Source organism: Bacteroides parvus (assembly GCF_017309675.2).
Classification (GTDB): Bacteria; Bacteroidota; Bacteroidia; order Bacteroidales; family Bacteroidaceae; genus Bacteroides; species Bacteroides uniformis.
This window is the reverse complement of sequence record NZ_CP084680.1, coordinates 1,870,104-1,889,808: the sequence shown is the minus strand read 5'-3', so window position 1 is coordinate 1,889,808 and position 19,705 is coordinate 1,870,104. Positions and strand designations below refer to the sequence as shown.

Annotated in this window: 17 protein-coding genes; 4 read left to right on the top strand and 13 right to left on the bottom strand. The window is 45.0% G+C overall.

Annotated elements, in window-relative coordinates; genetic code table 11:
- Positions 1 to 82: 82 nt before the first annotated feature.
- From JXR92_RS07500 to JXR92_RS07480, 5 genes are all read right to left on the bottom strand, one after another.
- Complete coding sequence (locus tag JXR92_RS07500; RefSeq protein ID WP_138345051.1) at positions 83 to 2,488, bottom strand: TonB-dependent receptor domain-containing protein; 2,406 nt, start codon at positions 2,486 to 2,488, stop codon at positions 83 to 85.
- Positions 2,489 to 2,660: 172 nt separating this feature from the next.
- Positions 2,661 to 4,295 carry a helix-turn-helix transcriptional regulator gene (locus JXR92_RS07495; RefSeq protein WP_138345049.1) on the bottom strand — a complete coding sequence of 545 codons (1,635 nt, stop codon included), beginning with the start codon at positions 4,293 to 4,295 and terminating at the stop codon, positions 2,661 to 2,663.
- A 25-nt stretch (positions 4,296 to 4,320) separates the two neighbouring features.
- Positions 4,321 to 5,490, bottom strand: a complete 1,170-nt coding sequence (locus tag JXR92_RS07490) for a MalY/PatB family protein (protein ID WP_138345047.1) — start codon at positions 5,488 to 5,490, stop codon at positions 4,321 to 4,323.
- A 229-nt stretch (positions 5,491 to 5,719) separates the two neighbouring features.
- Entirely contained in the window at positions 5,720 to 6,334 is a 615-nt protein-coding gene (locus JXR92_RS07485) for a CPBP family intramembrane glutamic endopeptidase (protein ID WP_138345045.1), read from the bottom strand.
- Positions 6,331 to 7,224: a prenyltransferase gene (locus JXR92_RS07480; RefSeq protein WP_022401746.1), complete on the bottom strand. Its 894-nt coding sequence runs from the start codon at positions 7,222 to 7,224 to the stop codon at positions 6,331 to 6,333. Before JXR92_RS07480 ends, JXR92_RS07485 begins: the two co-directional genes overlap by 4 nt.
- Before the next feature lie 87 nt (positions 7,225 to 7,311).
- Here JXR92_RS07480 and JXR92_RS07475 point away from each other — a divergent pair, with 87 nt between their 5' ends.
- The 4 genes from JXR92_RS07475 (at position 7,312) to JXR92_RS07460 (ending at position 11,649) form a co-directional block, all read left to right on the top strand.
- Positions 7,312 to 8,112: a Cof-type HAD-IIB family hydrolase gene (locus JXR92_RS07475; protein ID WP_034525323.1), complete on the top strand. Its 801-nt coding sequence runs from the start codon at positions 7,312 to 7,314 to the stop codon at positions 8,110 to 8,112.
- 12 nt (positions 8,113 to 8,124) lie between these two features.
- Positions 8,125 to 9,867, top strand: coding sequence for an ATP-dependent DNA helicase (locus JXR92_RS07470; protein WP_138345043.1), 1,743 nt, complete (start codon positions 8,125 to 8,127; stop codon positions 9,865 to 9,867).
- A gap of 68 nt (positions 9,868 to 9,935) precedes the next feature.
- Positions 9,936 to 10,550, top strand: a complete 615-nt coding sequence (locus tag JXR92_RS07465) for an L-threonylcarbamoyladenylate synthase (protein WP_138345042.1) — start codon at positions 9,936 to 9,938, stop codon at positions 10,548 to 10,550.
- 76 nt (positions 10,551 to 10,626) lie between these two features.
- Entirely contained in the window at positions 10,627 to 11,649 is a 1,023-nt protein-coding gene (locus tag JXR92_RS07460; protein WP_131225832.1) for an AI-2E family transporter, read from the top strand.
- A gap of 5 nt (positions 11,650 to 11,654) precedes the next feature.
- Here the strand turns inward: JXR92_RS07460 and JXR92_RS07455 are convergent, their stop codons facing one another.
- The 8 genes from JXR92_RS07455 to JXR92_RS07420 all read right to left on the bottom strand — a co-directional run bounded on the left by JXR92_RS07455 (position 11,655) and on the right by JXR92_RS07420 (position 19,657).
- The gene (locus JXR92_RS07455; protein WP_138345041.1) at positions 11,655 to 12,965 is read right to left on the bottom strand and encodes an HlyD family secretion protein; all 1,311 of its coding nucleotides are present in this window, start codon (positions 12,963 to 12,965) and stop codon (positions 11,655 to 11,657) included.
- 3 nt (positions 12,966 to 12,968) lie between these two features.
- Positions 12,969 to 15,176 carry a peptidase domain-containing ABC transporter gene (locus JXR92_RS07450; RefSeq protein ID WP_138345040.1) on the bottom strand — a complete coding sequence of 736 codons (2,208 nt, stop codon included), beginning with the start codon at positions 15,174 to 15,176 and terminating at the stop codon, positions 12,969 to 12,971.
- A gap of 1 nt (position 15,177) precedes the next feature.
- The gene (locus JXR92_RS07445) at positions 15,178 to 16,431 is read right to left on the bottom strand and encodes a Kelch repeat-containing protein (protein WP_138345038.1); all 1,254 of its coding nucleotides are present in this window, start codon (positions 16,429 to 16,431) and stop codon (positions 15,178 to 15,180) included.
- A 50-nt stretch (positions 16,432 to 16,481) separates the two neighbouring features.
- Positions 16,482 to 16,814, bottom strand: coding sequence for a hypothetical protein (locus JXR92_RS07440; RefSeq protein WP_131225827.1), 333 nt, complete (start codon positions 16,812 to 16,814; stop codon positions 16,482 to 16,484).
- A 14-nt stretch (positions 16,815 to 16,828) separates the two neighbouring features.
- A complete protein-coding gene (locus JXR92_RS07435) occupies positions 16,829 to 17,482 on the bottom strand; it encodes a nucleotidyltransferase domain-containing protein (RefSeq protein WP_165491388.1) in 654 nt (217 codons plus the stop codon).
- Between the two features lie 14 nt (positions 17,483 to 17,496).
- Entirely contained in the window at positions 17,497 to 17,853 is a 357-nt protein-coding gene (locus tag JXR92_RS07430) for a hypothetical protein (RefSeq protein ID WP_131225823.1), read from the bottom strand.
- The gene (locus JXR92_RS07425) at positions 17,843 to 19,039 is read right to left on the bottom strand and encodes a radical SAM/SPASM domain-containing protein (RefSeq protein ID WP_226791306.1); all 1,197 of its coding nucleotides are present in this window, start codon (positions 19,037 to 19,039) and stop codon (positions 17,843 to 17,845) included. The genes JXR92_RS07430 and JXR92_RS07425 overlap by 11 nt, the downstream gene beginning before the upstream one ends.
- A 207-nt stretch (positions 19,040 to 19,246) precedes the next feature.
- Positions 19,247 to 19,657, bottom strand: coding sequence for a DUF3244 domain-containing protein (locus JXR92_RS07420; protein WP_226791305.1), 411 nt, complete (start codon positions 19,655 to 19,657; stop codon positions 19,247 to 19,249).
- Positions 19,658 to 19,705 lie beyond the last annotated feature (48 nt).

Here is a 19,705-nt window from a genome sequence, read left to right as displayed (position 1 = left end):
TTTATATTAATCGTTGTTACAATCGCTTGTATCACAAAGATAAATATTTTCTCCCAATTGCCAACACGCAATAAACTTCTTATTATAATCTTCTCTGAATATCCTCGTTACTGTTCCGCTGCCCCTTGCTACGTATATCTCCACCGAAAGTATAGGATACACCGATACGGAAACTGGTAAAGGAGAACTGGTTATCTGCAATTATCTTCAGCCCGTTGGACATGGTTTCCAATTTGGAATGGCTGACAAACAGATTGTTGACATTCAGGCTGAGGTTGAGCTTATTGTCCAACAACCGGTAAAGCATACCTGCACTGACGCTGTAAGTGGGACTCATCAGATAGATGCCCTGATACTGACGGGAAGAATAGGAACCGGACAACGTGGCCAGAAGAGTCTTCTTTTCATTGAAGAAGAAAGTGTTGCGCAGACTGGCGTCATAAGCCCATCCTTTCTCCTCGGGAGAGGTGGTGACAGCGCTGGAGGTAGTCCGGCGATAGCTCACTCCATGCTGGGCGTAAGCTTGCAGCCATTTGGTACGGAAAGTGTACGAATTGTTAAGCCCGAAAGCATGCGTCTTCATGAAATTCTCCCAAAGGAAAGAAGTCACATTCGTTTCGGCATCCAAGTCCACAACCTGGAAGAATACATCGTCCGAATAAGAATAATAAGCGGAAACATTGAAGTTGTTCTTCAACGTATATCCCAGTTCTGCATTGTAAGTGTAGCTGGGTTTCAAGTCCTCACGTCCGCAGGCATACGTATATTTGTTCTGATAGAACGGAAAAGGATTGACCATATTCTGCGACGGACGGGAGATGCGGTTGGAGAAACTGAAGTTCAGCGCATGCCCGTCTGTAGGCGAATAAAGCAGATAGACAGTAGGGAACAAGCGCGTATAGTCGTGCTTGTCCTCCGTATCCTTCGCTTCGGAAATACCGGTAGTGCGGGTGTGCTCCATACGCAAGCCCAACTGCATGGAAAAACGTTCGGAATATTCACGGCTATAATCAGCATATAAGGCATAGATTTGCTCCTTGTAACGGAAATAATCATCCTGCACCAGCGTAGGGTCCGACGTATCGTAATTGATACCGTTGCGAGTGTTGGTAAAGGAGACCTTGGCACCTGCCGTTATCTTGTACTTTTCAAAAGGAAGGATGAAATCAAGAGCGGAGGAGACTACATCCACCTTGCGATGTTGCAGATAGTTGTAGTCGAAGTTTGTACCCGGAATCTCCGTACCGTCAGGCAGGAGGGTTTTCGAGAGAAAGCCCATATTTTCGTCCCGGTTGTCACGCAGGTAATCCACATCCCAAGTCATTTTCTTGCCTTTGTCATCCCAGACCTTATCGGTATGAAAATTCAGATTGAGGCGGTCGGAACCGGTATCCTTGTCACTGTTGGAGTACAGCAGAGAATCCAGTACGGCGGTAGAGGCATCGTAAACTTCCGTCCATGAAAGGGCGTTGCCCGGTTTGGGAGCACTGTGATTATAGATGGCCTGCATACCTGCACTCCAGTCCCGTTCCAACGATACATCCACACCTCCCTGAAGGTAGAAGCTATTCATGTAATTGGTGTAGTCGGCACGGCTGTTCCAGGTGTTCTGCGGAAAATAGCGGTAATTCTTCTCACGCGTCTCATAGTTGCCCTGCGTAGTACCCCCGTTGAGAAAGGATGACACGCGCCCATTGCTGAGGTTCAGGCTTACCCCGCCATATCCGTAATTGTCCTTTTCACCAGCGCTGTAGGAAGCGGAAGCCGTACCACCCACGTAATCTTTGGGACGTGACTTCAAGCGAATATTGATGATGCCTGCATTTCCGGCGGCATCGTACTTGGACGGAGGCGTGGTAATCACCTCCACCTTCAGTATCTGGGAGGCGTCATAGGAACGGAGGTAATCTATCAGTTCATCTCCCGACAGCTTCGTCTCACGGTCGTTGATATAAACCCTGATGCCCCCTTTACCTATAATACCAATGCTGTTTTGTCCAACCTGCAGACCGGGCACTTCACGCAGAAGGTCGAGTGCACTGCCACCGGCAGAGGCTATGGTATTATGTGCATCGAACACTACCCTATCTACCAGACGCTTGATAACAGGACGCGCGGCCGTAACGGTCACTTCGTCCAGCAAGGCGGAAGAAGATTTCAATGTCAATTCGCCAACGTTTTTGTTTCCTCGCAGCACAACGGGAACGTAGAGGTCTTCGCTGCCGATAAGGGTAATGTGCAACAAGTATTCTCCCAGTGGCTGGTCAAAGGAAAAACAACCTTGCGTGTCGGTCAGCATACCGGTAATATAGGCACTGTCTTTTGCCTGCTTCAGCAGCACATTCGCCACCTCTACCGGTTGGCGGTTCTCGTCCTGCACACAACCGGAAAGCCGGTAAGTCTGGGCGGAAAGGAAAGTGGCCATACTTGCCAAGGCCATCCATACCATCACTTTTTTTCTAACGTTGTTCAGTAGATTTTCTTTCATTATGCGTTTGATTTCAATGTTTTACTCTTTGTATTTCGCTGAAACAAAGATAGAGGTAAAACATGCCTCAAACGGTCTATATCGGGGAATAAAAAGTCTATATCCCAAAACTACAAATCACTACATATCAACACTTTAATTTTACAAAAGTCTATATTATGCCTTTTCCGGTCTATATGCTGCCTATAAACTCTACGATGCCTTCCTTCTCCCCCATCCCCAGCTTCTTGCGGATATTCGTCTTTCGCTGGTAAATGGTGGGAATACTTTGTTGTGTCACCACACTAATCTCCTTCGTCGAGAAGTCCGCACAGAGCAGGCAGCAAAGCTGCTTTTCTTTGTCAATGAGCACATCGCCAAAACAGCTGTCCATCTTTGTGTAGAAGTTATCATAAATCCGGTCTATGATAGGATACAAGTCCTCCCATACCAGCAAACTCTCTACCGGCAGTTCATGGCTGGTAATACCCGAAATGCGGCGAAGCAGCTCCTGATTCTGTGAGGTAGGTTGTTTAGCCACCAGCCGTATCATGCCTAATTGCTGCAACAGTATTTTCCGAAAAAACTGCCCGTCTTCCCCTTTCGACTGGTTCCTGGTCACATCTTCCAGCAACCGGGTCAGTGTTTCCGCCCGTTCTTCCGCTTCAATCAGCCTATTACGCCGGTTACGGATATAAAGGGACACACCGCCACCTGCAAGCACCAGTACCAACAGTGCCAGCAACAAATTCAACTGTGCCTGCTTCCGTTCCACCGTCAGAATCAAGTTGGCTTGCGAAAGCGTCTCCTTCGACTCGTCCTTACGCCGGACGGTACTCTGCAGCGCAGCAAGAGCATTGGCAACAGAATCATTATAGCGCGCCACGTCCAGCACATCAAACGTACGGTGACGTGTATAATCTATCAGTGCCCTATATACCGCCACCATATTCTCTTCCGTCAGAAACCGGTTCCGACCCTCGCCACGTTTCCTCTCCTTATTCAAATAGTATTCCGCCGAATCAAGCAACCCTTCTTTCAAGAACACTTCCACTTTCACCAGATCTCCCATACGCAGCTGCACCGGGTCGACGACATACTGCTCCATACGACGAATAGTAGCTATTGCACCGGAAGGTTCATCAAAAGAGTAAGCCTGCATCTGGGCATAGTTACGCAAATAATGCACTATCTTACTGGTATCTCCTGCCTCCACTGCCAGTTCTATGCTGCGCTCCATGTAATAGGATGCAGAATCATTCTTGTTCAGCCCCATGGCAATTCCCATAGAGAAGAAGCTTCCGGCTCTTGCGTCCAAAGCTATGGCGGTACGGAAAGTTTCTATCGCTTTCTCATAATCTTTCCAGACATACACATACCAGTATGCCTTATCAATCAGCATATCAGCCATTCTTCCCGTGTCCTGCAGCGCCTTGGCCAAAGCTACGCCGCTGTCAATGGCAGCTATACACCGTTCGTGCTCTTTCAGCCAATACCAGTACCAGGCTTTCAACTGATAGGAAAACAGATTCTTCGCCGTGTCGTTGCGGAAGACGTAATAATCGGAAGCAGGCAATATCAAGGAATCTTCCGCCATCGAGTTGTGCCGCTTATAGTGCACATAAGCATTCAGCCATCCATACAACAGCCTCTCCTCATCCGAAAGTTGCGATGGCCTCTCTATCTGTACCAGCAAGGCATACACGCTGTCCACATTCATATTCACCTGCTTTTCTGCCAGATGTAACAGATGTGCCTCATTCATCTGCCGGCAGGCAACAAGGCACAGCAACGCAAACAATAGTCCAAGGAAAGGTAATCTATTCATAATATAGGAGATATAGTTTTTTCTATCATTTGTCTGCAACCGCAGTTTCCAGTTGCTTCAGCGCCTGCTCCAGCACCGAACGCGGACAGCCGACATTCAGCCGCATAAATCCCTTGCCCGGTTCACCGAACATGGTGCCGTCATTCAGTGCCAGATGTGCCTTGTCTACAAATAGTCCCACCAGTTTCTCCTGAGTCAGTCCCAATCCCCGGCAGTCCAGATAAATCAGGTAAGAAGCCTGCGGATGTATCATGCCGATGCCCGGAATATGCTCGCGCAGGTAGTTCTCCGTGAAATCGATATTGCCCTTTATATAGTCCAGCAGCTGTTCCAACCATTCCTCACCATGCATATAGGCAGCAGCCGCACCGATATAGGCCAGCATATGCCCTTCGCTGAACTCGCCCGCTTCCATGAACTCCTGAAAACGGTGGCGGATGTCCTCATTGAGGATAATGGCGTACGAACTTCCCAATCCCGGCATATTGAATGTTTTGCTGGGTGCCATGAAGGTGAGGGAATTCTGCGCAGCAGCCCCCGAAACAGTAGCAAAAGGATGGTGTTTGTAAGGCGGCAGAGTCAAGTCGGCATGAATTTCATCGGAGATGACAAACGTATGGTTTTCCATACAAATATCAGCAATCCGGCGTAATTCGTCCATCGTCCATACACGCCCGCCCGGGTTATGGGGATTGCAGAGAATCAATACTTTGCATCCTTGTATATCCTTACGGAAACGCTCAAAGTCAATCTGATACTGTCCGTCTTTCAGGTCGAGCGGAGAGTAAACCACTTCGCGCTTCATGCGTTGCGTCACCAGGAAGAAGGGATGATAAACGGGAGTCATCACCATTACCCGGTCGCCGGGATTGGTGAAGCATTGCAATGCGAAGGCTTGACCGCGGACAATGCCGGGTACAAAAGTCAGCATCTCGCGAGTGACGTCCCAACCGTGGCGACGACTGAGCCAGCTACAAATGGAAGTATACCATTCCTCACACGCAGACGTATAGCCCAGCACTTCATGTTCAAGACGCTTCCGCAAGGCTTCCATCACAAACGGGGGCGTGCGGAAATCCATATCCGCCACCCACATGGGGAGGAGATCATCGCGTCCCCATACACTCTTCACACCGTCCCATTTCACGGAGTCGGTACCACGGCGCTCTATTACTTCATCAAAATTGTAAGTCATTTGCTTGTTTTTTTATTGTAGTTTCACTAATTCAACGCATCAATTTGTCTTGTTTTTATACCGCCCGAGAGAGAATTTACAACTATCTGATTATCAACATGTATAAATACATCCTATTTCTGTCGTATACTGAGCCCTATTCAGTCGTATACTGAGATAGGTTCAGTATACGACTGAATAGGGCTCAGTATACAATCCATTACCGCCACCTTATTTTTGTAAATAATAATCATATCGGGAAAAATATAAATACCGCCACATCCCACACTGCATGAGACAAGATAATAGCGGCAAAGCCGTTCGGAAAGAAACGGTAAAGCGCCCCCCATGCCGCCCCCACCACCAGAGCCGCCATGACCAGCATGAAGTTGCAGGAACCGGCATGCACCAGTGCATAAATCAAAGTAGCCACCACAAAACCCGCATTCGGATTCCAGCGTTTGGAAAGCGTGCGTTGCACATAGCCGCGCCAGAAAATCTCTTCCGCCGGCCCTATCAGCAACAGCAGCAATGCTGCCAGCAGCCAAGGAGACTCTCCCTCTTTCATCCCATAAATGGAGTCCACCTGCGGACGGGCAAAATCGAACATCCAAGATGACACCTTGTCTCCCAACCAGAAAACGCCCCACAAAGCAACAGCAATGCCAAGTCCCAGCAAGACATTCGGCAAGCTCCACTTCACCTCCCGCCACCAGCCGGGATTGAACAAGGTGGCAAACACGGACAGTGTGAGCGCAGAACCGGTCATCATCCACCAGAAATTCACGAAAGGAGCCGTCCAAGGCGAAAACATGACCGTCCACAGCACGGCAGCCAGCAGAATGGTAAAAATCAGCTTCTTCATGACAGCAGACCAGCTACAACGAACGACAACGTGAACAGCAGACTGAACAACAACTGGAGTTTTGCAGTCATCTCATCCAGACCGGCTATGGCACTTTCTCCCTTTCCGGGAAAACGGGACACCACCCGTACATTGCCTATGGCAGGAACCAGTGCCGGCATCACCAGCAGGGTCCATAAAGGAAGAGTTCCCGCAGCTATCAAGCCGGCTATCCAGCCAAAAGGAAAAAGGACTTCGGCACAATAAACGTACATCGACGCCTTTCCTCCCAGCTTCATGGCCAGTGTCTGAATCTCTGCACGGGCATCGGTACGCATATCCCGTGTATTATTGGCATGCAGAATGGCCACCGTAATCAGTCCCACCGGCAGAGCTATCCACAAGACATTCCAGTCAACTACTCCCGTAGCCACATAGCAGGTGCCCAACGTCGGCAGCAAGGCATACGCCAAAAAGATGACGACATCGCCCAACGCACGATACTTGAGCGGTGGATAAAGCAACGAGCAAGCTGCACCGCCTATACCTATATACAACAGCGGCAAGCCGGTACGCCACAACAAGCCGATACCCGCAACAAGAGCTACTGCCAGCAATGCCATCGACAAGCGGTATATCTCGCGCGGGGTAAACATCCCATCAGTCAGAGTCTTGGCGCCAAAGGTATCCCTTGCATCGACCTTATGCTTATAGTCAAAATAATCACTCCAGGTATTCCCGGCAGCGTGAAACACAATGATGTTCAACAATGCCCAGATACCGTTCACCCAGTTTATGTCCTGCCGCATCCAATACAGATATGCCAACGTCACCACCACCGGCATCGAAGAGGCGGGGAATGACCACGGACGCACCGCTATCATCCAATCTTTCAAAGAATGTTTCTTCATTTGTTATTTATCATTTATTTGTGCGCAAAAGTACGAAATATCTTCGCTTTTTTAAGTAATTTCGCGCACAAGATAAAAGAACCCCTTATGATAAAAGCTCTGTTTTTTGACATCGACGGAACCTTGGTCAGCTTCAAGACCCACGAAATTCCCGTTTCCACTATTGAAGCGTTGACTGCCGCCAAAGCCAAAGGCATACATATCTTCATTTCTACCGGACGTCCACGCGTCATCATCAACAACTTGTCCGCCTTGCAAGAACGGAATCTGATAGACGGCTACATCACGATGAACGGCGCCTATTGCTTTGTAGAAGACACCGTTATCTACAAAAGCCCCATACCGACAGCGGAAGTGGATGCCTTGACAGCTTTCTGCCACGAACGCAACATCCCATGCATCCTGGTGGGAGAGCACGACATCTGCGTGAACCAGCCCGGCGAAGTAGTGGAGGAAATCTTCCATCGCCAACTGAAAGTGGACCCCATCGAAGCAAAGCCCTATACCGACAGCCATGCCGACAAAGCCTTCTTCCAGCTGACTCCCTTTATCAACGCCGAGGAAGAAGCAATCATCCTGCCCTCCGTCCCTCACTGCGAGATGGGCCGCTGGCATCCTGCCTTCGTAGACGTGACAGCCAAAGGAAACACCAAGCAAAACGGTATCGACCAGATTATCCGCCACTTCGGCATCAAGCTGGAAGAGACCATGGCCTTCGGCGACGGAGGAAATGACATCAGCATGTTGCGCCATGCCGGTATCGGTGTAGCCATGGGCAATGCCAATAACGACGTAAAAGCTGCCAGTAACTACACAACCACTTCTGTTGATGAAGACGGCATCGCCAACGCCCTGAAATATTTCGGCATAGTCGGGAATCCATCATAAATCTGAAATCTTTTGAGCTTCGTTCCCGATACACAAAACAAAGAGTTTCAAGATGCCTTGAACCTCATTCAGTATACCTGTCAGTCCGTATTCCTGACGGGCAAAGCAGGTACGGGCAAATCGACCTTCCTGAAATATATCTGCGCGAATACGAAGAAAAAGCATGTAGTGCTTGCCCCTACCGGCATAGCCGCCATCAATGCCGGAGGCAGTACCCTGCACAGCTTCTTCAAACTGCCTTTCTACCCCCTGCTGCCCGATGACCCGAACTTCAGCCTTCAACGGGGACGCATCCACGAATTTTTCAAATACACCAAACCCCACCGCAAACTACTAGAAGAACTGGAACTGGTCATCATCGACGAGATTTCCATGGTACGCGCCGACATCATCGACGCCGTAGACCGCATCCTGCGCGTCTATTCCCGCAACCTGCGCGAACCCTTCGGCGGCAAACAGATACTATTGGTGGGCGATGTGTTCCAGTTGGAACCCGTCGTCAAAGGAGATGAACGGGAGATACTGAACCGATTCTACCCTACCCCTTATTTCTTCTCTGCCAGGGTATTCGGCCAGATAGACCTTGTCTCCATCGAACTGCAGAAAGTATACCGTCAAACAGACAGCAAGTTCATCCATGTGCTGGACCACATCCGCAACAATACCGTCGGCTCTACCGAACTTCAGCTGCTCAACACCCGCTATGGCACCCAAATAGAGCAATCGGAAGCCGACATGTACATCACCCTCGCCACCCGCCGTGACAATGTGGACTACATCAACGACAAGAAACTGGCGGAACTTCCCGGTGACCCGGTCACCTTCTACGGCGAAATCATGGGAGACTTTCCCGAAAGCAGCCTCCCCACCTCGCAGGAACTGGTACTGAAACCGGGCGCACAAATCATCTTCATCAAGAATGACTTCGACCGCCGCTGGGTGAACGGCACCATCGGCGTCATCAGCGGCTTCGACCCTATTGAAGAGACCCTCTACGTCATCACCGACGACGGCAAGGAATGTGACGTCAAACGAGAGTCGTGGCGAAACATCCGCTACAAATACAACGAAGAAAAGAAACAGATTGAAGAGGAAGAACTGGGAATCTTTACACAATATCCCGTGCGCCTGGCATGGGCCATCACCGTACACAAGAGCCAAGGGCTGACCTTCAGCCGGGTAGTCATCGACTTTACCGGCGGCGTGTTTGCCGGTGGGCAGGCATACGTAGCCCTCAGCCGCTGCACCTCGCTGGAAGGCATCCAGCTGAAAAAGCCCATCAGCCGTGCCGATGTATTCGTGCGTCCGGAGATTGTCAGCTTCTCCGAACGCTTCAACAACCGCACCGCCATCGACCGTGCCTTGAAGCAAGCACAGGCAGACGTTCAATACGTTGCCGCCGCCAAAGCCTTCGACAAAGGGGACTTCGGCACTTTCCTGGATGAGTTTTTCAAAGCCATCCATTCCCGCTACGACATCGAGAAACCGAACGTGCAGCGCCTCATCCGCCGGAAGCTGAACATCATCAACCGTCTGAAAGAGGAAAACCGTGCACTGAAACAAGCAGCATTGGAGAAAGAGAAAGCCCTCGTGAAGTATGCCCGCGAATACATCCTTATGGGTGACGAATGCCTGAAGCATGACATGAAGGAGGCGGCCATGAAAAACTATGAGAAAGCCGTCACCCTCTGTCCCAAATTCAAAGAGGCCTGGAAGAAGATAAAGAAACTGGAGAAAGAGATGCTAAAAAGGTGAATTGCTTGTTTATAAGCCGATTATTATCTATTTTTGCATGTAATATAAAACTCAAATCCATTTCTGCCATGCTTCTGAAACTTTATGAAAAAAATAACAATCCCGCCGACCTGCAGCAGGTGGTCGACCTACTGAATGACGGTGGTATCCTTATCTACCCTACCGACACCATGTATGCCATCGGCTGCCACGGACTGAAGGAGCGCGCCATCGAGCGCATCTGCCGCCTCAAGAATATCGACCCCAAGAAGAACAATCTTTCCATCATCTGCTACGACTTGAGCAAGGTCAGCGAATACGCCAAAGTGGACAACAGCACCTTCAAGTTGATGAAGCGTAATCTGCCCGGAGCTTTCACCTTCATTCTGAACGGCACCACCCGCCTGCCCAAGATATTCCGTAACCGTAAGGAGGTCGGCATCCGTATGCCGGACAATTCCATCATTCAGGAAATAGCCCGCCTGCTGGATGCTCCCATCATGACAACTACATTGCCGCATGATGACAATGAGGACATTGAATACTGCACAGACCCGGAACTGATTGACGAGAAATTCGGTGATATTGTCGATTTGGTAATAGACGGCGGTATCGGCGGTACGGAAGGCTCTACCGTAGTGGATTGCACCAATGGGGAGCCGGAAATCATACGCCAGGGGGTAGGCTGGCTGGACGAAGGATAAATATTGAATTCCGGCCACAATTTCCAAACCTTTTCAACTTCTTTTATGTTTCTTTACTAAGAAATACAGGAACTTTATGAGCACAAAAGAACAATACTGGAAATATTCATTGATAGCTATCATTATCGGGCTGGGAATCATTCTTTTCAGACAAATAGCCCCATTCATGGGCGGTCTGCTGGGAGCCTTGACTATCTATATCCTGGTGAGAAAGCAGATGATGTATCTTTCCGACAAGCGGAAAATGAAGCGCAGCATAGCTGCCACCCTCATTACAGCAGAGGCCATTCTCTGCTTTCTGGTTCCGCTTGGGCTGGTGGTATGGTTGGCTGTGGTCAATCTTCAAAACATCAATCTGGACCCGCAAGCCATTATAGCTCCTTTCGAAGAAGCGGCCAACATCATTAAAGCCAAAACCGGCTACTATATCTTGGGGAAAGACACGGTGGCATACGTCATTTCAATTCTTCCCCGCATCGGGCAAGCCATCATGGGAGGTATCAGCAGTTTTGCCGTCAACATCTTCGTACTGGTCTTTGTACTCTACTTCATGCTGATAGGGGGCAAAAAGATGGAACAGTACGTCAACGACCTACTGCCGTTCAACGATGACAATACACAAAACGTCATCCACGAAATCAACATGATTGTCCGCTCCAATGCCATCGGCATCCCCTTACTCGCCGTCATACAAGGAGGAGTAGCCATGATAGGCTACTGGATTTTCGGTGCTCCCAACATATTGTTCGCCGGTTTCCTGACCTGCTTCGCCAGCATCATCCCAATGGTAGGAACAGCGCTGGTATGGTTTCCGATAGCTGTCTACATGGCATTGATAGGCAACTGGGTTCAAGCTATCGGGCTGGCCATCTATGGCGGTGCAGTCATTTCACAGCTCGACAACCTGATACGCTTCATCATCCAGAAGAAAATGGCAGACATTCATCCGCTTATCACTGTCTTCGGAGTTGTAATCGGCTTGTCCCTTTTCGGATTCATGGGTGTCATCTTCGGGCCACTGCTCTTGTCACTATTCTTTCTGTTCGTGGATATGTTTAAAAGAGGGTATTTGGATACAAGGGGGAAGATGACGGAATAAGTACTTCATTTTTCATATTTCACCATTTTCCTCAACGGAGCCAACAACCTTTCCAATACATTCTTGTCAGCAAGGATAATGTCTGCCGTACCTTTCAACTCACGCGAAACAGGCAGCTGCTTGCCGTAGTTGGTCTGCATGCCGTCAAGCAAAGTTATTTCTACTATATACATTCCCTCTTCCGTTGGAGCAGGAGAGATACTTGCAACCTGCCCTTTTACATAGCCAAACTCCTGGTCAGGATAATTATTCAGACGTATATGCACCCGCTGTCCCACATGTACCTTACCCGAACCCTGCAAAGGAAGTAGAGCCTTACCTAACACCCTTGAACTGTCGGATGGCTGAATCGTGAAAACCGTTTCACCGGCTTTCACATTCTGGTTACGACTCCAAACCGTCATAAAAGTAACCTTCCCCCTGACCGGACTTTTCAATAAATAAGAGTGCTCCCATTCACTCAATTGCGCGGCTAACTGCTCTATGGCATTCTTTAAATCAGTCCGGCGACTCTGTTCCTCATCGTATGCTTGCTTACGTATATCCAACATATTCTCCTCATGTTGCACCAACTGCATTTCTGCCTGAAGCAAACTCATACGTACCTCTTCTTTAGAACGCAAACTTTGCAAATATCTGCTTCCAGACTCCTCAAATTCCGCAGCAATCATAGCCTTACGCACATATAGAATAGAATCACGGGTATACATACTTTCGACAAGCTTTATATCCTTATCAATCAACTCATACTCCCGCTCTGCCAACCGAAGATAGGAGCGTTGTCCACCCAGTTGTTTTTCCTGAAAACGAAGTTTCCGAGCGTAATAGTCCAACTCCATAAAACGTGCATATTCTGTAAGTGAAGTAATGAAAGCTGCAAAAACCGATTGCAGTTCCCCCAACTGCCAGCGCCTACCGGCAAAAAACTCCACCCCTTCCCGCCAGTCATAATCTTGCGCTTCCCAGGCTTTCATCCTCTCCTTAAGAAAACGCACATCTTCAGAAGACGCAGCATTGCCAATCACTCCTAAATCCGCATCCGCACTCACCAGACTCCCATTCTTCACATAAAGTGTATCCAGCTTCCCCGTAGCATGTGACAGCACAAAGGCGGGGGGCTCTTCCGTAGCCAGAGTCACCTCTGCCGCCAAGGTGTCCGGATACCTGAATATCCAACAACCAACCAGTACCATCAACAGAATCACTGCCAAGACAGTAATCCCACACCTCACCACCCAAGGAGAAATGTGGTTCATCACCTCCTGTACTTCTTCACTGCGAAGTTCTATATCCTTATATATCTTCTCTTCCTCCATTCATTAGCTACCCAATTCCAGCTGATTCTTAACCAGCCGATAATACATTCCTTTCCGCTCCGTCAGTTCCCGATGGGTACCTTCTTCCGCAATGCATCCCCTATCCAGCACCACAATCTTGTCGGCATCCTTCACCGTACTGAGCCTATGCGCCACTACCACTACGGTTTTCCCTTTATAGAATTCATGCAGATGTTCCATAATCTCCTTTTCATTATTCGCATCCAAGGCATTGGTAGCTTCGTCGAAGAAAAGAAATTCCGGATTTTTATATACGGCACGCGCTATCAGCAAACGTTGTTTCTGCCCCTGACTGATGCCGTTTCCCTCCATACCGATTTTGGTGTTATACCCCAATGGAAGCGAGTCTATGAAATCACGGATATTGGCCACCGCCACGGCATGGCGCAGCCGCTCCACATCGATCTGCTCCTCTCCCACAGCAATATTCTGCGCAATGGTTTCCGAAAAAATAAAGCCGTCCTGCATCACGGCTCCCGTCTTGGCACGCCACAAATGAGGATTTATGTTCTCCAACGAAGCATCCCCTACCTTCATGCTTCCTTTATTGGGCGAATAGAAACCTAGCATCAGTTTCACCAGAGTGGTCTTTCCACTCCCGCTCGCACCTACAATAGCTGTCACTTTATGTTCGGGAATCACCAAAGAGACATTATCCAGCACATAGTCTCTATCCGCTCCATCGTAACTGAAGCACACATTTTCCATTCTTAGCTCCCGCTTCTCAGGCAAAACAGACAATTTAGAAGCGATATCCTGCTCCTCGTCCGGCTTCCCATGTACCTCATTCAGCCGTTCCAGACTTATCTTGGCATCCTGAAACTGTTGCGCAAATCCTATAAAAGAAGAAACCGGCGCACTGAGCTGGCCGATGATATAAGTCAGAGACATCATCATACCCAGTGTCATCTGACCGTCTACCACTGCTTTTGCCGCTATAAAGGAGATTATAATATTCGTGGTCTGATTGAAAAATACAGAACCTACTTGTTGTACTTGCCCCAAAGCCAACCCTTTTACGCTGATTTTAAACAGTTTCACCTGAATACGCTCCCACTGCCAGCGCTTCTGTGTCTCGCAGTTGTTCAACTTAATCTCCTGCATAGCGGTCACCATCTGTACAAGGTTACTCTCCTCATCCGCAGCTTGTTCAAACCGTTTAAAATCCAATTCGCGACGATATTTCATAAAAAAAAGGATCCAAGCTACATACAATGAGTTCCCAATAAGGAAGATTACCAATATAGTCAAATTATAGTAAGCCAATACACCTGCAAATATAAAAAAAGTCACAAAAGAGAAAGCCGTGGATATGGATGAACCCATTAGGAAAGATCTTATCCGTCCATGATCCCTGATTCGCTGCATGATATCTCCCACAAATTTCACATCGAAAAAGTGTAATGGAAGTTTCATCAGTTTTATCAAAAAATCAGATATTAACGATATAGAAATACGTGCATTTACATGAAGCAATATCCAGCTTCGAATAAATTCGACTGAAAGTAAAGAAGTAGAAAGAACCACTTGTGAAATTAGTATCAAGGTTATGAAATTCAAATTACCGTCCCGAATACCTACATCCACCAAAGTCTGAGTCAAAAAAGGGAAGATAAGCTGTAATAAAGCAACTATCAACATCCCTAATACTAATTGTAACAACTGCTTTTTATAGGAAGTCAGGTATTTTATAAAGAACATCAACTTATGTCCTTGCCCAACTTCAGGCTCATCATCTTTTTCAAAGAAACGTGCTCCCGGCTCTAAAGCCAATACTATTCCGAGTTCTCTTGAGTCAGATTCTGCAGATAACCAATATCGTTTAATTTCCGCTTCCGAGTAAACAAGCAAACTACTGGCTGGATCTGCTATTTGAAAAAGGCATCTGCCTCTCTGCTTTTTTATGCCATAACAAACCACAAAATGATTCTGATTCCAATATAAAATGCAAGGTAAAGGCACATCTTTCTTCAACTGTTCCAATGTAATGCGTAGACCGACAGTACGAAGTCCTATAGACTCAGCCGCATCACTAAGTCCCATCAATGAAACACCTTCCCGCGATAGAAAAGAATATTCACGAAGAGTCTGTAGAGAATAATTTTTCCCATAATATTTTGCAATCATACGTAAGCACGCAGGACCACAATCCATTTTATCCAACTGCTTATAGTATGGAAAAGTTCTCATTCTATTTCGGATTCAATCTGTCTACATCAATAGAAACAACCTCTATCGAAGGAAGCCCCTCCCGATAAGCACCTATGATATACAATTTACCATCGGCATAACAAAATCCCGGTTTCTTTATACCATACGTAAAATAGCATGTATTCACTTCATTGGTCTCAATATTATAAATCTGTAAAACATTCGCATCATAAATATAAATCAAAACTCCGTTAAGAGCCACTTCCGGTGCGTACACCACCTCTTTCAAGTTACATAATGTTTTCCATTCGCCACTCAATAAATTAAAACTTCTTATAGTCCACTTCGAATCCGTGCTATTTCCACCTATCAAATAAACTGTATGTCCCGCCAAAACGCCCTTCAGATTATCCATCCATTCTTTGGGAATTTTTATTCCTGCGTCGTACCAAACACCGGTTTTCAAATCGAGCATATGCACCTTATCGGAATATTTATTCTTTTTAACCGTACCACCCATCACATACAAGCAATCATTATAAATAAACGTAATGGGGTTAACAGCCTGATGTGGAATACGCTTGTCCACATACACCGTATCTTTCTCTATATCATATACTTCAAGCTGAGGAGACGTAAATTCCAATCTACGATTAGTAGAAAAATACTTGCCTCCCAATATGAACAATTTGTTTTTATAACAATGCACAGCATGACCAATACGGGCCTTAAAAGAATGCCTGCACTTTTTCCAAGCATCCCGAGCAATGTCATATATAAACATTTTCTTCACCAAGTTATCATAACGTGTAACTCCTATACCCTTACCGCATATAGCATAAGATTCCTCTCCCGAAACAACATAAATTTTTCCATCACACGCAAGTACGGCAGAAGAATAAAGCCCTTGCGGCAAGTTATTCAAAAATTCATACTCACCGAAAGTACGCCTAGATTCTCCCTTCACTACCACTTCCTGCAGCGACTGGGAATAGCTATACAGCTTAACTATGTATCCAGAAGCCTCTAATTCTTTCAAAGTATATTTCATAGGCATATAGCCAACGTAAGAGAAGACAAGAGTATCATTCAGAATCCCCTGATTCCAATCACCAAGTTTAAATTTGCCCGAATCATCCGTTATGGCAATTCCAGTTGAATCACGTTGCAAATAGATATTGACCCCAGATAGCGGGGATTTATCTCTCCCGTCAACAACACATCCCCTAACCTGAGAATTTAAAGAAGAAGTACAGCAAAGGGAAAAAAGAAAAAGAAATATATATAATTTCATATAGCCAACGTATTCAACAACATATAAACGTTTTCTCTAACTTGTACACATCATGTCGGATCCATACTAAAACAACTATCCATGCCCATATCAAAGCATGCATCAGGGCTATAAAAACAACCTACAAAATCATTATAAGGAGTGCAACCATCCCATTCACAAGCAGGTGCACAATTTCCATCACAACGATTACAATCCGATGAGCATCCCCACATGGACGGACAAACGTAGGTCGGACAATCCATTCTTACACAAGTTTCACCAGCCCTTATAAGTTTCAACTCATTAGACTCCAATCTTTGCAATCTTGCATCTAAATTCAATTCTTCTTCAAATTCTACTTTAGTAGTATTCAAAGAGATAATTTCCATCTTCTCTTTCATAAATCTTCCTATTTTTAATAAACATTATTTATATAATTCTCAAAAAGTTCTTTTAGTTGCCTATATGATTTAAAACTATAAGGTAAGCATCCCTTCAGTTTCTCATATAATATATAATCATCTTGTTTTATTACGTCATATGGATTACAACCTTCTAATTTCTGCACAATTCTATCTGCATGAAACTTCAAATAGAATATAAAAATTATCATATTAATTATGTTACAACTTTTTCTTTTTGCATCAAAACATGAAATTGGCTCTATTTGCAACTGAGTTTCAATACGAGCTTTCAACTCATCAATCAGGACATACTTTAATGCTTTACGTCTCTCTATAGCCTCTCTAATAAAACCTTTCAAATCAGCTATTAGCTTTTTATTATCATATATAACTACCACATTTAGAATAAAAGCAACTGGCATATTGTGATGGTTCATCAGAAATCGCTGCTCGCTCCAACGCAAACCATCTCTACTAAATCCAAAAATACTGACCTTAATTCCTCTATGGGAAAAAGAGACTAAGAAGTTTTTATGACAATCCTCTTGTTGAAATAGGATATCAACATCACTATCAGCTCTATAAGTTCCTATAGCAACAGAACCACCAACCCCAATAGAAGCATCAGGATAGGCTTTATGCAAATAATCTACTACTTCACTCAATACTTTTCTCTGCATTAATTAACCTCCAACAATATTACACCATTATTTGCATACTTTTCAAGATAAAGATTCCGCATACACTTAAATATAACTTCACAGCGACACAATTTTTCAAATGTAAAATCCGATTTTAGCAAATTTTTCAGTTCGCATATATGAGACTCCAAAAAAACATTATCGGCATTCCATGTACAAAATGAAATTATTTCAGCTTCTACAATTCCCAAACGAATATCCATTTCTGCATTTTCTAAACTTTCAAGCAATTTAAAAAAACCAACAGTTACAGAAAAAAATTCTTTAGGAAGATACTTTTCTTCTCTGCATTTATCCGACTGTAAATACTTCAACACTATATCTTCAGTTTTCATCAATACCTTTCTTTATTTTTTCATTATAAATATACTTTATTTCGGCATTGAACAGACGAGGATAATCATTGCATGTACCTGATTGTAAATTTCCGGTTGTTCGTATGGCGTTTGCCAAACATCCTCCACCGCAAAACAACACATATTTACATTTAATACAAGAAAATTTACTAACTCTCGAATCAAACCATTTATCCGCAAACGTATCCTCCAATACAAAATCTGGCATATAGTGTCCCACTCTATATTCCCGTTGTCCCACAACATCCCAGCAAGAATAAATGTCACCCAAAGGATCAAATATAATCATACCAGATTGCGCACCGCAAAAATGACTTTTATAAGGAGTAGATTTCCCCAAAAGCATATTTGTCAACACCGACCTCACGCTATAATCCTGACACATAACTTTACCACATCCTTGTTTTTCCAATCCTTTTTGTAGATAAGTGCAGAAGAAACTACTTTGCGTAAACATCTCTTTCGAATATTCTCCATTTTCTCCTTTTATTGGAACTTCCTTTCTCAAGAGAGCATAATAAGCTTTAAAATTTTGGTATTGAAGCCACCCCTTTTCTTTGAAATAATCCAATAATTCATCAGCCCGTTCCATCGTATAAGGGTCTGTATTTATACGAATTGAAACCGAAATTCCAAGTTTGAGTAAACTATCTACGTTTGAAGTGATTTTAGCAAAAGAATCCTTATTCCTATAATGTGGTTTTCTCTCATTATGTATATCCTCTACTCCATCTATTGTTATTTGAAAAGAAAATATTTTAGAATTTTCTTCTAAATAATCCATATATTTATCCAAGTCATATCCATTAGATGTTACAGAAAACACATATCCCAGTTCTTTACCTTTCTGCACAATATACTCAAGCATTTCATAATTTTCAACCAAGAAAGGTTCTCCACCATACAAATGGATAGTTTTTCTACCAGTTTTATCCTTATCCTTTTCTATTATTATTTCATAGGCCTTATCTACTTGTTCCTTGGTTATCCTGCATTTGGGTAAACACGCGCATCCATTCAATATTGGGTCTTCATAACAATACACGCATCTCAGATTGCAATCATACGAAATTATAAAATGAAAACCGAAATTCTTCAAACGGACTTCATCATAAATTTTATCTAAAAGCCGTTTCACTAATTCCCTTTCATCTTCTTTCGACAAAGAGGTTATATACCCCCGCTTCACAAGCTTCTTCTTTGTTTCATCTGAAATATCACAATCGCTACCTTCATTCTTGAGATACTAGTATACATTCTGATTTACAATATCAAAAGCATGAGTATAACTGTTCAACAAAGCATAACGCCCTGTATCATCATCTACTTTTACTATTATATTATATGACGACGTTCTCATATTTCCATATCTTTACAAGTCAAAGTTACCAAAAGCATAAGCCCCTTCACCATTTCTTATTTCAAGCAAAAAAACACCAGAAGAACCTTGCGGTAATTGGATATTTTTCAATATAGGCGATACAACATTCTCGGAAGAAGAATAGATAACATCTCCATTTTGAGAGATTATAATTTCTATTTCACCGATAGCTTCATAGAAATCCAACTCTATAGAATGGCTTTCACTCAAAAATGCAGAGAAAGGAACGAGCATAGGTATAGAACGAGGCTCCTTTTCCCGACCATTTGGCATTGTAAAAGGTTCATCTGTGACAAACAGCTTTATTTCCACTCGCTCCACAGGCCCCGAATCAGTAGCTATTGCAGTTATTGACAACAAACCGCATAGGCTTAAAAGACACAAAAATCTCTTTAGTTTCATAGCATAAGAATTTCATTGTTATGCCATAAAGATAATGCAAAAAGAAGA

Coding starts and splice junctions, on each gene's coding strand:
- JXR92_RS07500 (WP_138345051.1), bottom strand. CDS start 2,488: ATGAAAGAAAATCTACTGAACAACGTTAGAAAAAAAGTGATGGTATGG.
- JXR92_RS07495 (WP_138345049.1), bottom strand. CDS start 4,295: ATGAATAGATTACCTTTCCTTGGACTATTGTTTGCGTTGCTGTGCCTT.
- JXR92_RS07490 (WP_138345047.1), bottom strand. CDS start 5,490: ATGACTTACAATTTTGATGAAGTAATAGAGCGCCGTGGTACCGACTCC.
- JXR92_RS07485 (WP_138345045.1), bottom strand. CDS start 6,334: ATGAAGAAGCTGATTTTTACCATTCTGCTGGCTGCCGTGCTGTGGACG.
- JXR92_RS07480 (WP_022401746.1), bottom strand. CDS start 7,224: ATGAAGAAACATTCTTTGAAAGATTGGATGATAGCGGTGCGTCCGTGG.
- JXR92_RS07475 (WP_034525323.1), top strand. CDS start 7,312: ATGATAAAAGCTCTGTTTTTTGACATCGACGGAACCTTGGTCAGCTTC.
- JXR92_RS07465 (WP_138345042.1), top strand. CDS start 9,936: ATGCTTCTGAAACTTTATGAAAAAAATAACAATCCCGCCGACCTGCAG.
- JXR92_RS07460 (WP_131225832.1), top strand. CDS start 10,627: ATGAGCACAAAAGAACAATACTGGAAATATTCATTGATAGCTATCATT.
- JXR92_RS07455 (WP_138345041.1), bottom strand. CDS start 12,965: ATGGAGGAAGAGAAGATATATAAGGATATAGAACTTCGCAGTGAAGAA.
- JXR92_RS07450 (WP_138345040.1), bottom strand. CDS start 15,176: ATGAGAACTTTTCCATACTATAAGCAGTTGGATAAAATGGATTGTGGT.
- JXR92_RS07445 (WP_138345038.1), bottom strand. CDS start 16,431: ATGAAATTATATATATTTCTTTTTCTTTTTTCCCTTTGCTGTACTTCT.
- JXR92_RS07440 (WP_131225827.1), bottom strand. CDS start 16,814: ATGAAAGAGAAGATGGAAATTATCTCTTTGAATACTACTAAAGTAGAA.
- JXR92_RS07430 (WP_131225823.1), bottom strand. CDS start 17,853: ATGAAAACTGAAGATATAGTGTTGAAGTATTTACAGTCGGATAAATGC.
- JXR92_RS07420 (WP_226791305.1), bottom strand. CDS start 19,657: ATGAAACTAAAGAGATTTTTGTGTCTTTTAAGCCTATGCGGTTTGTTG.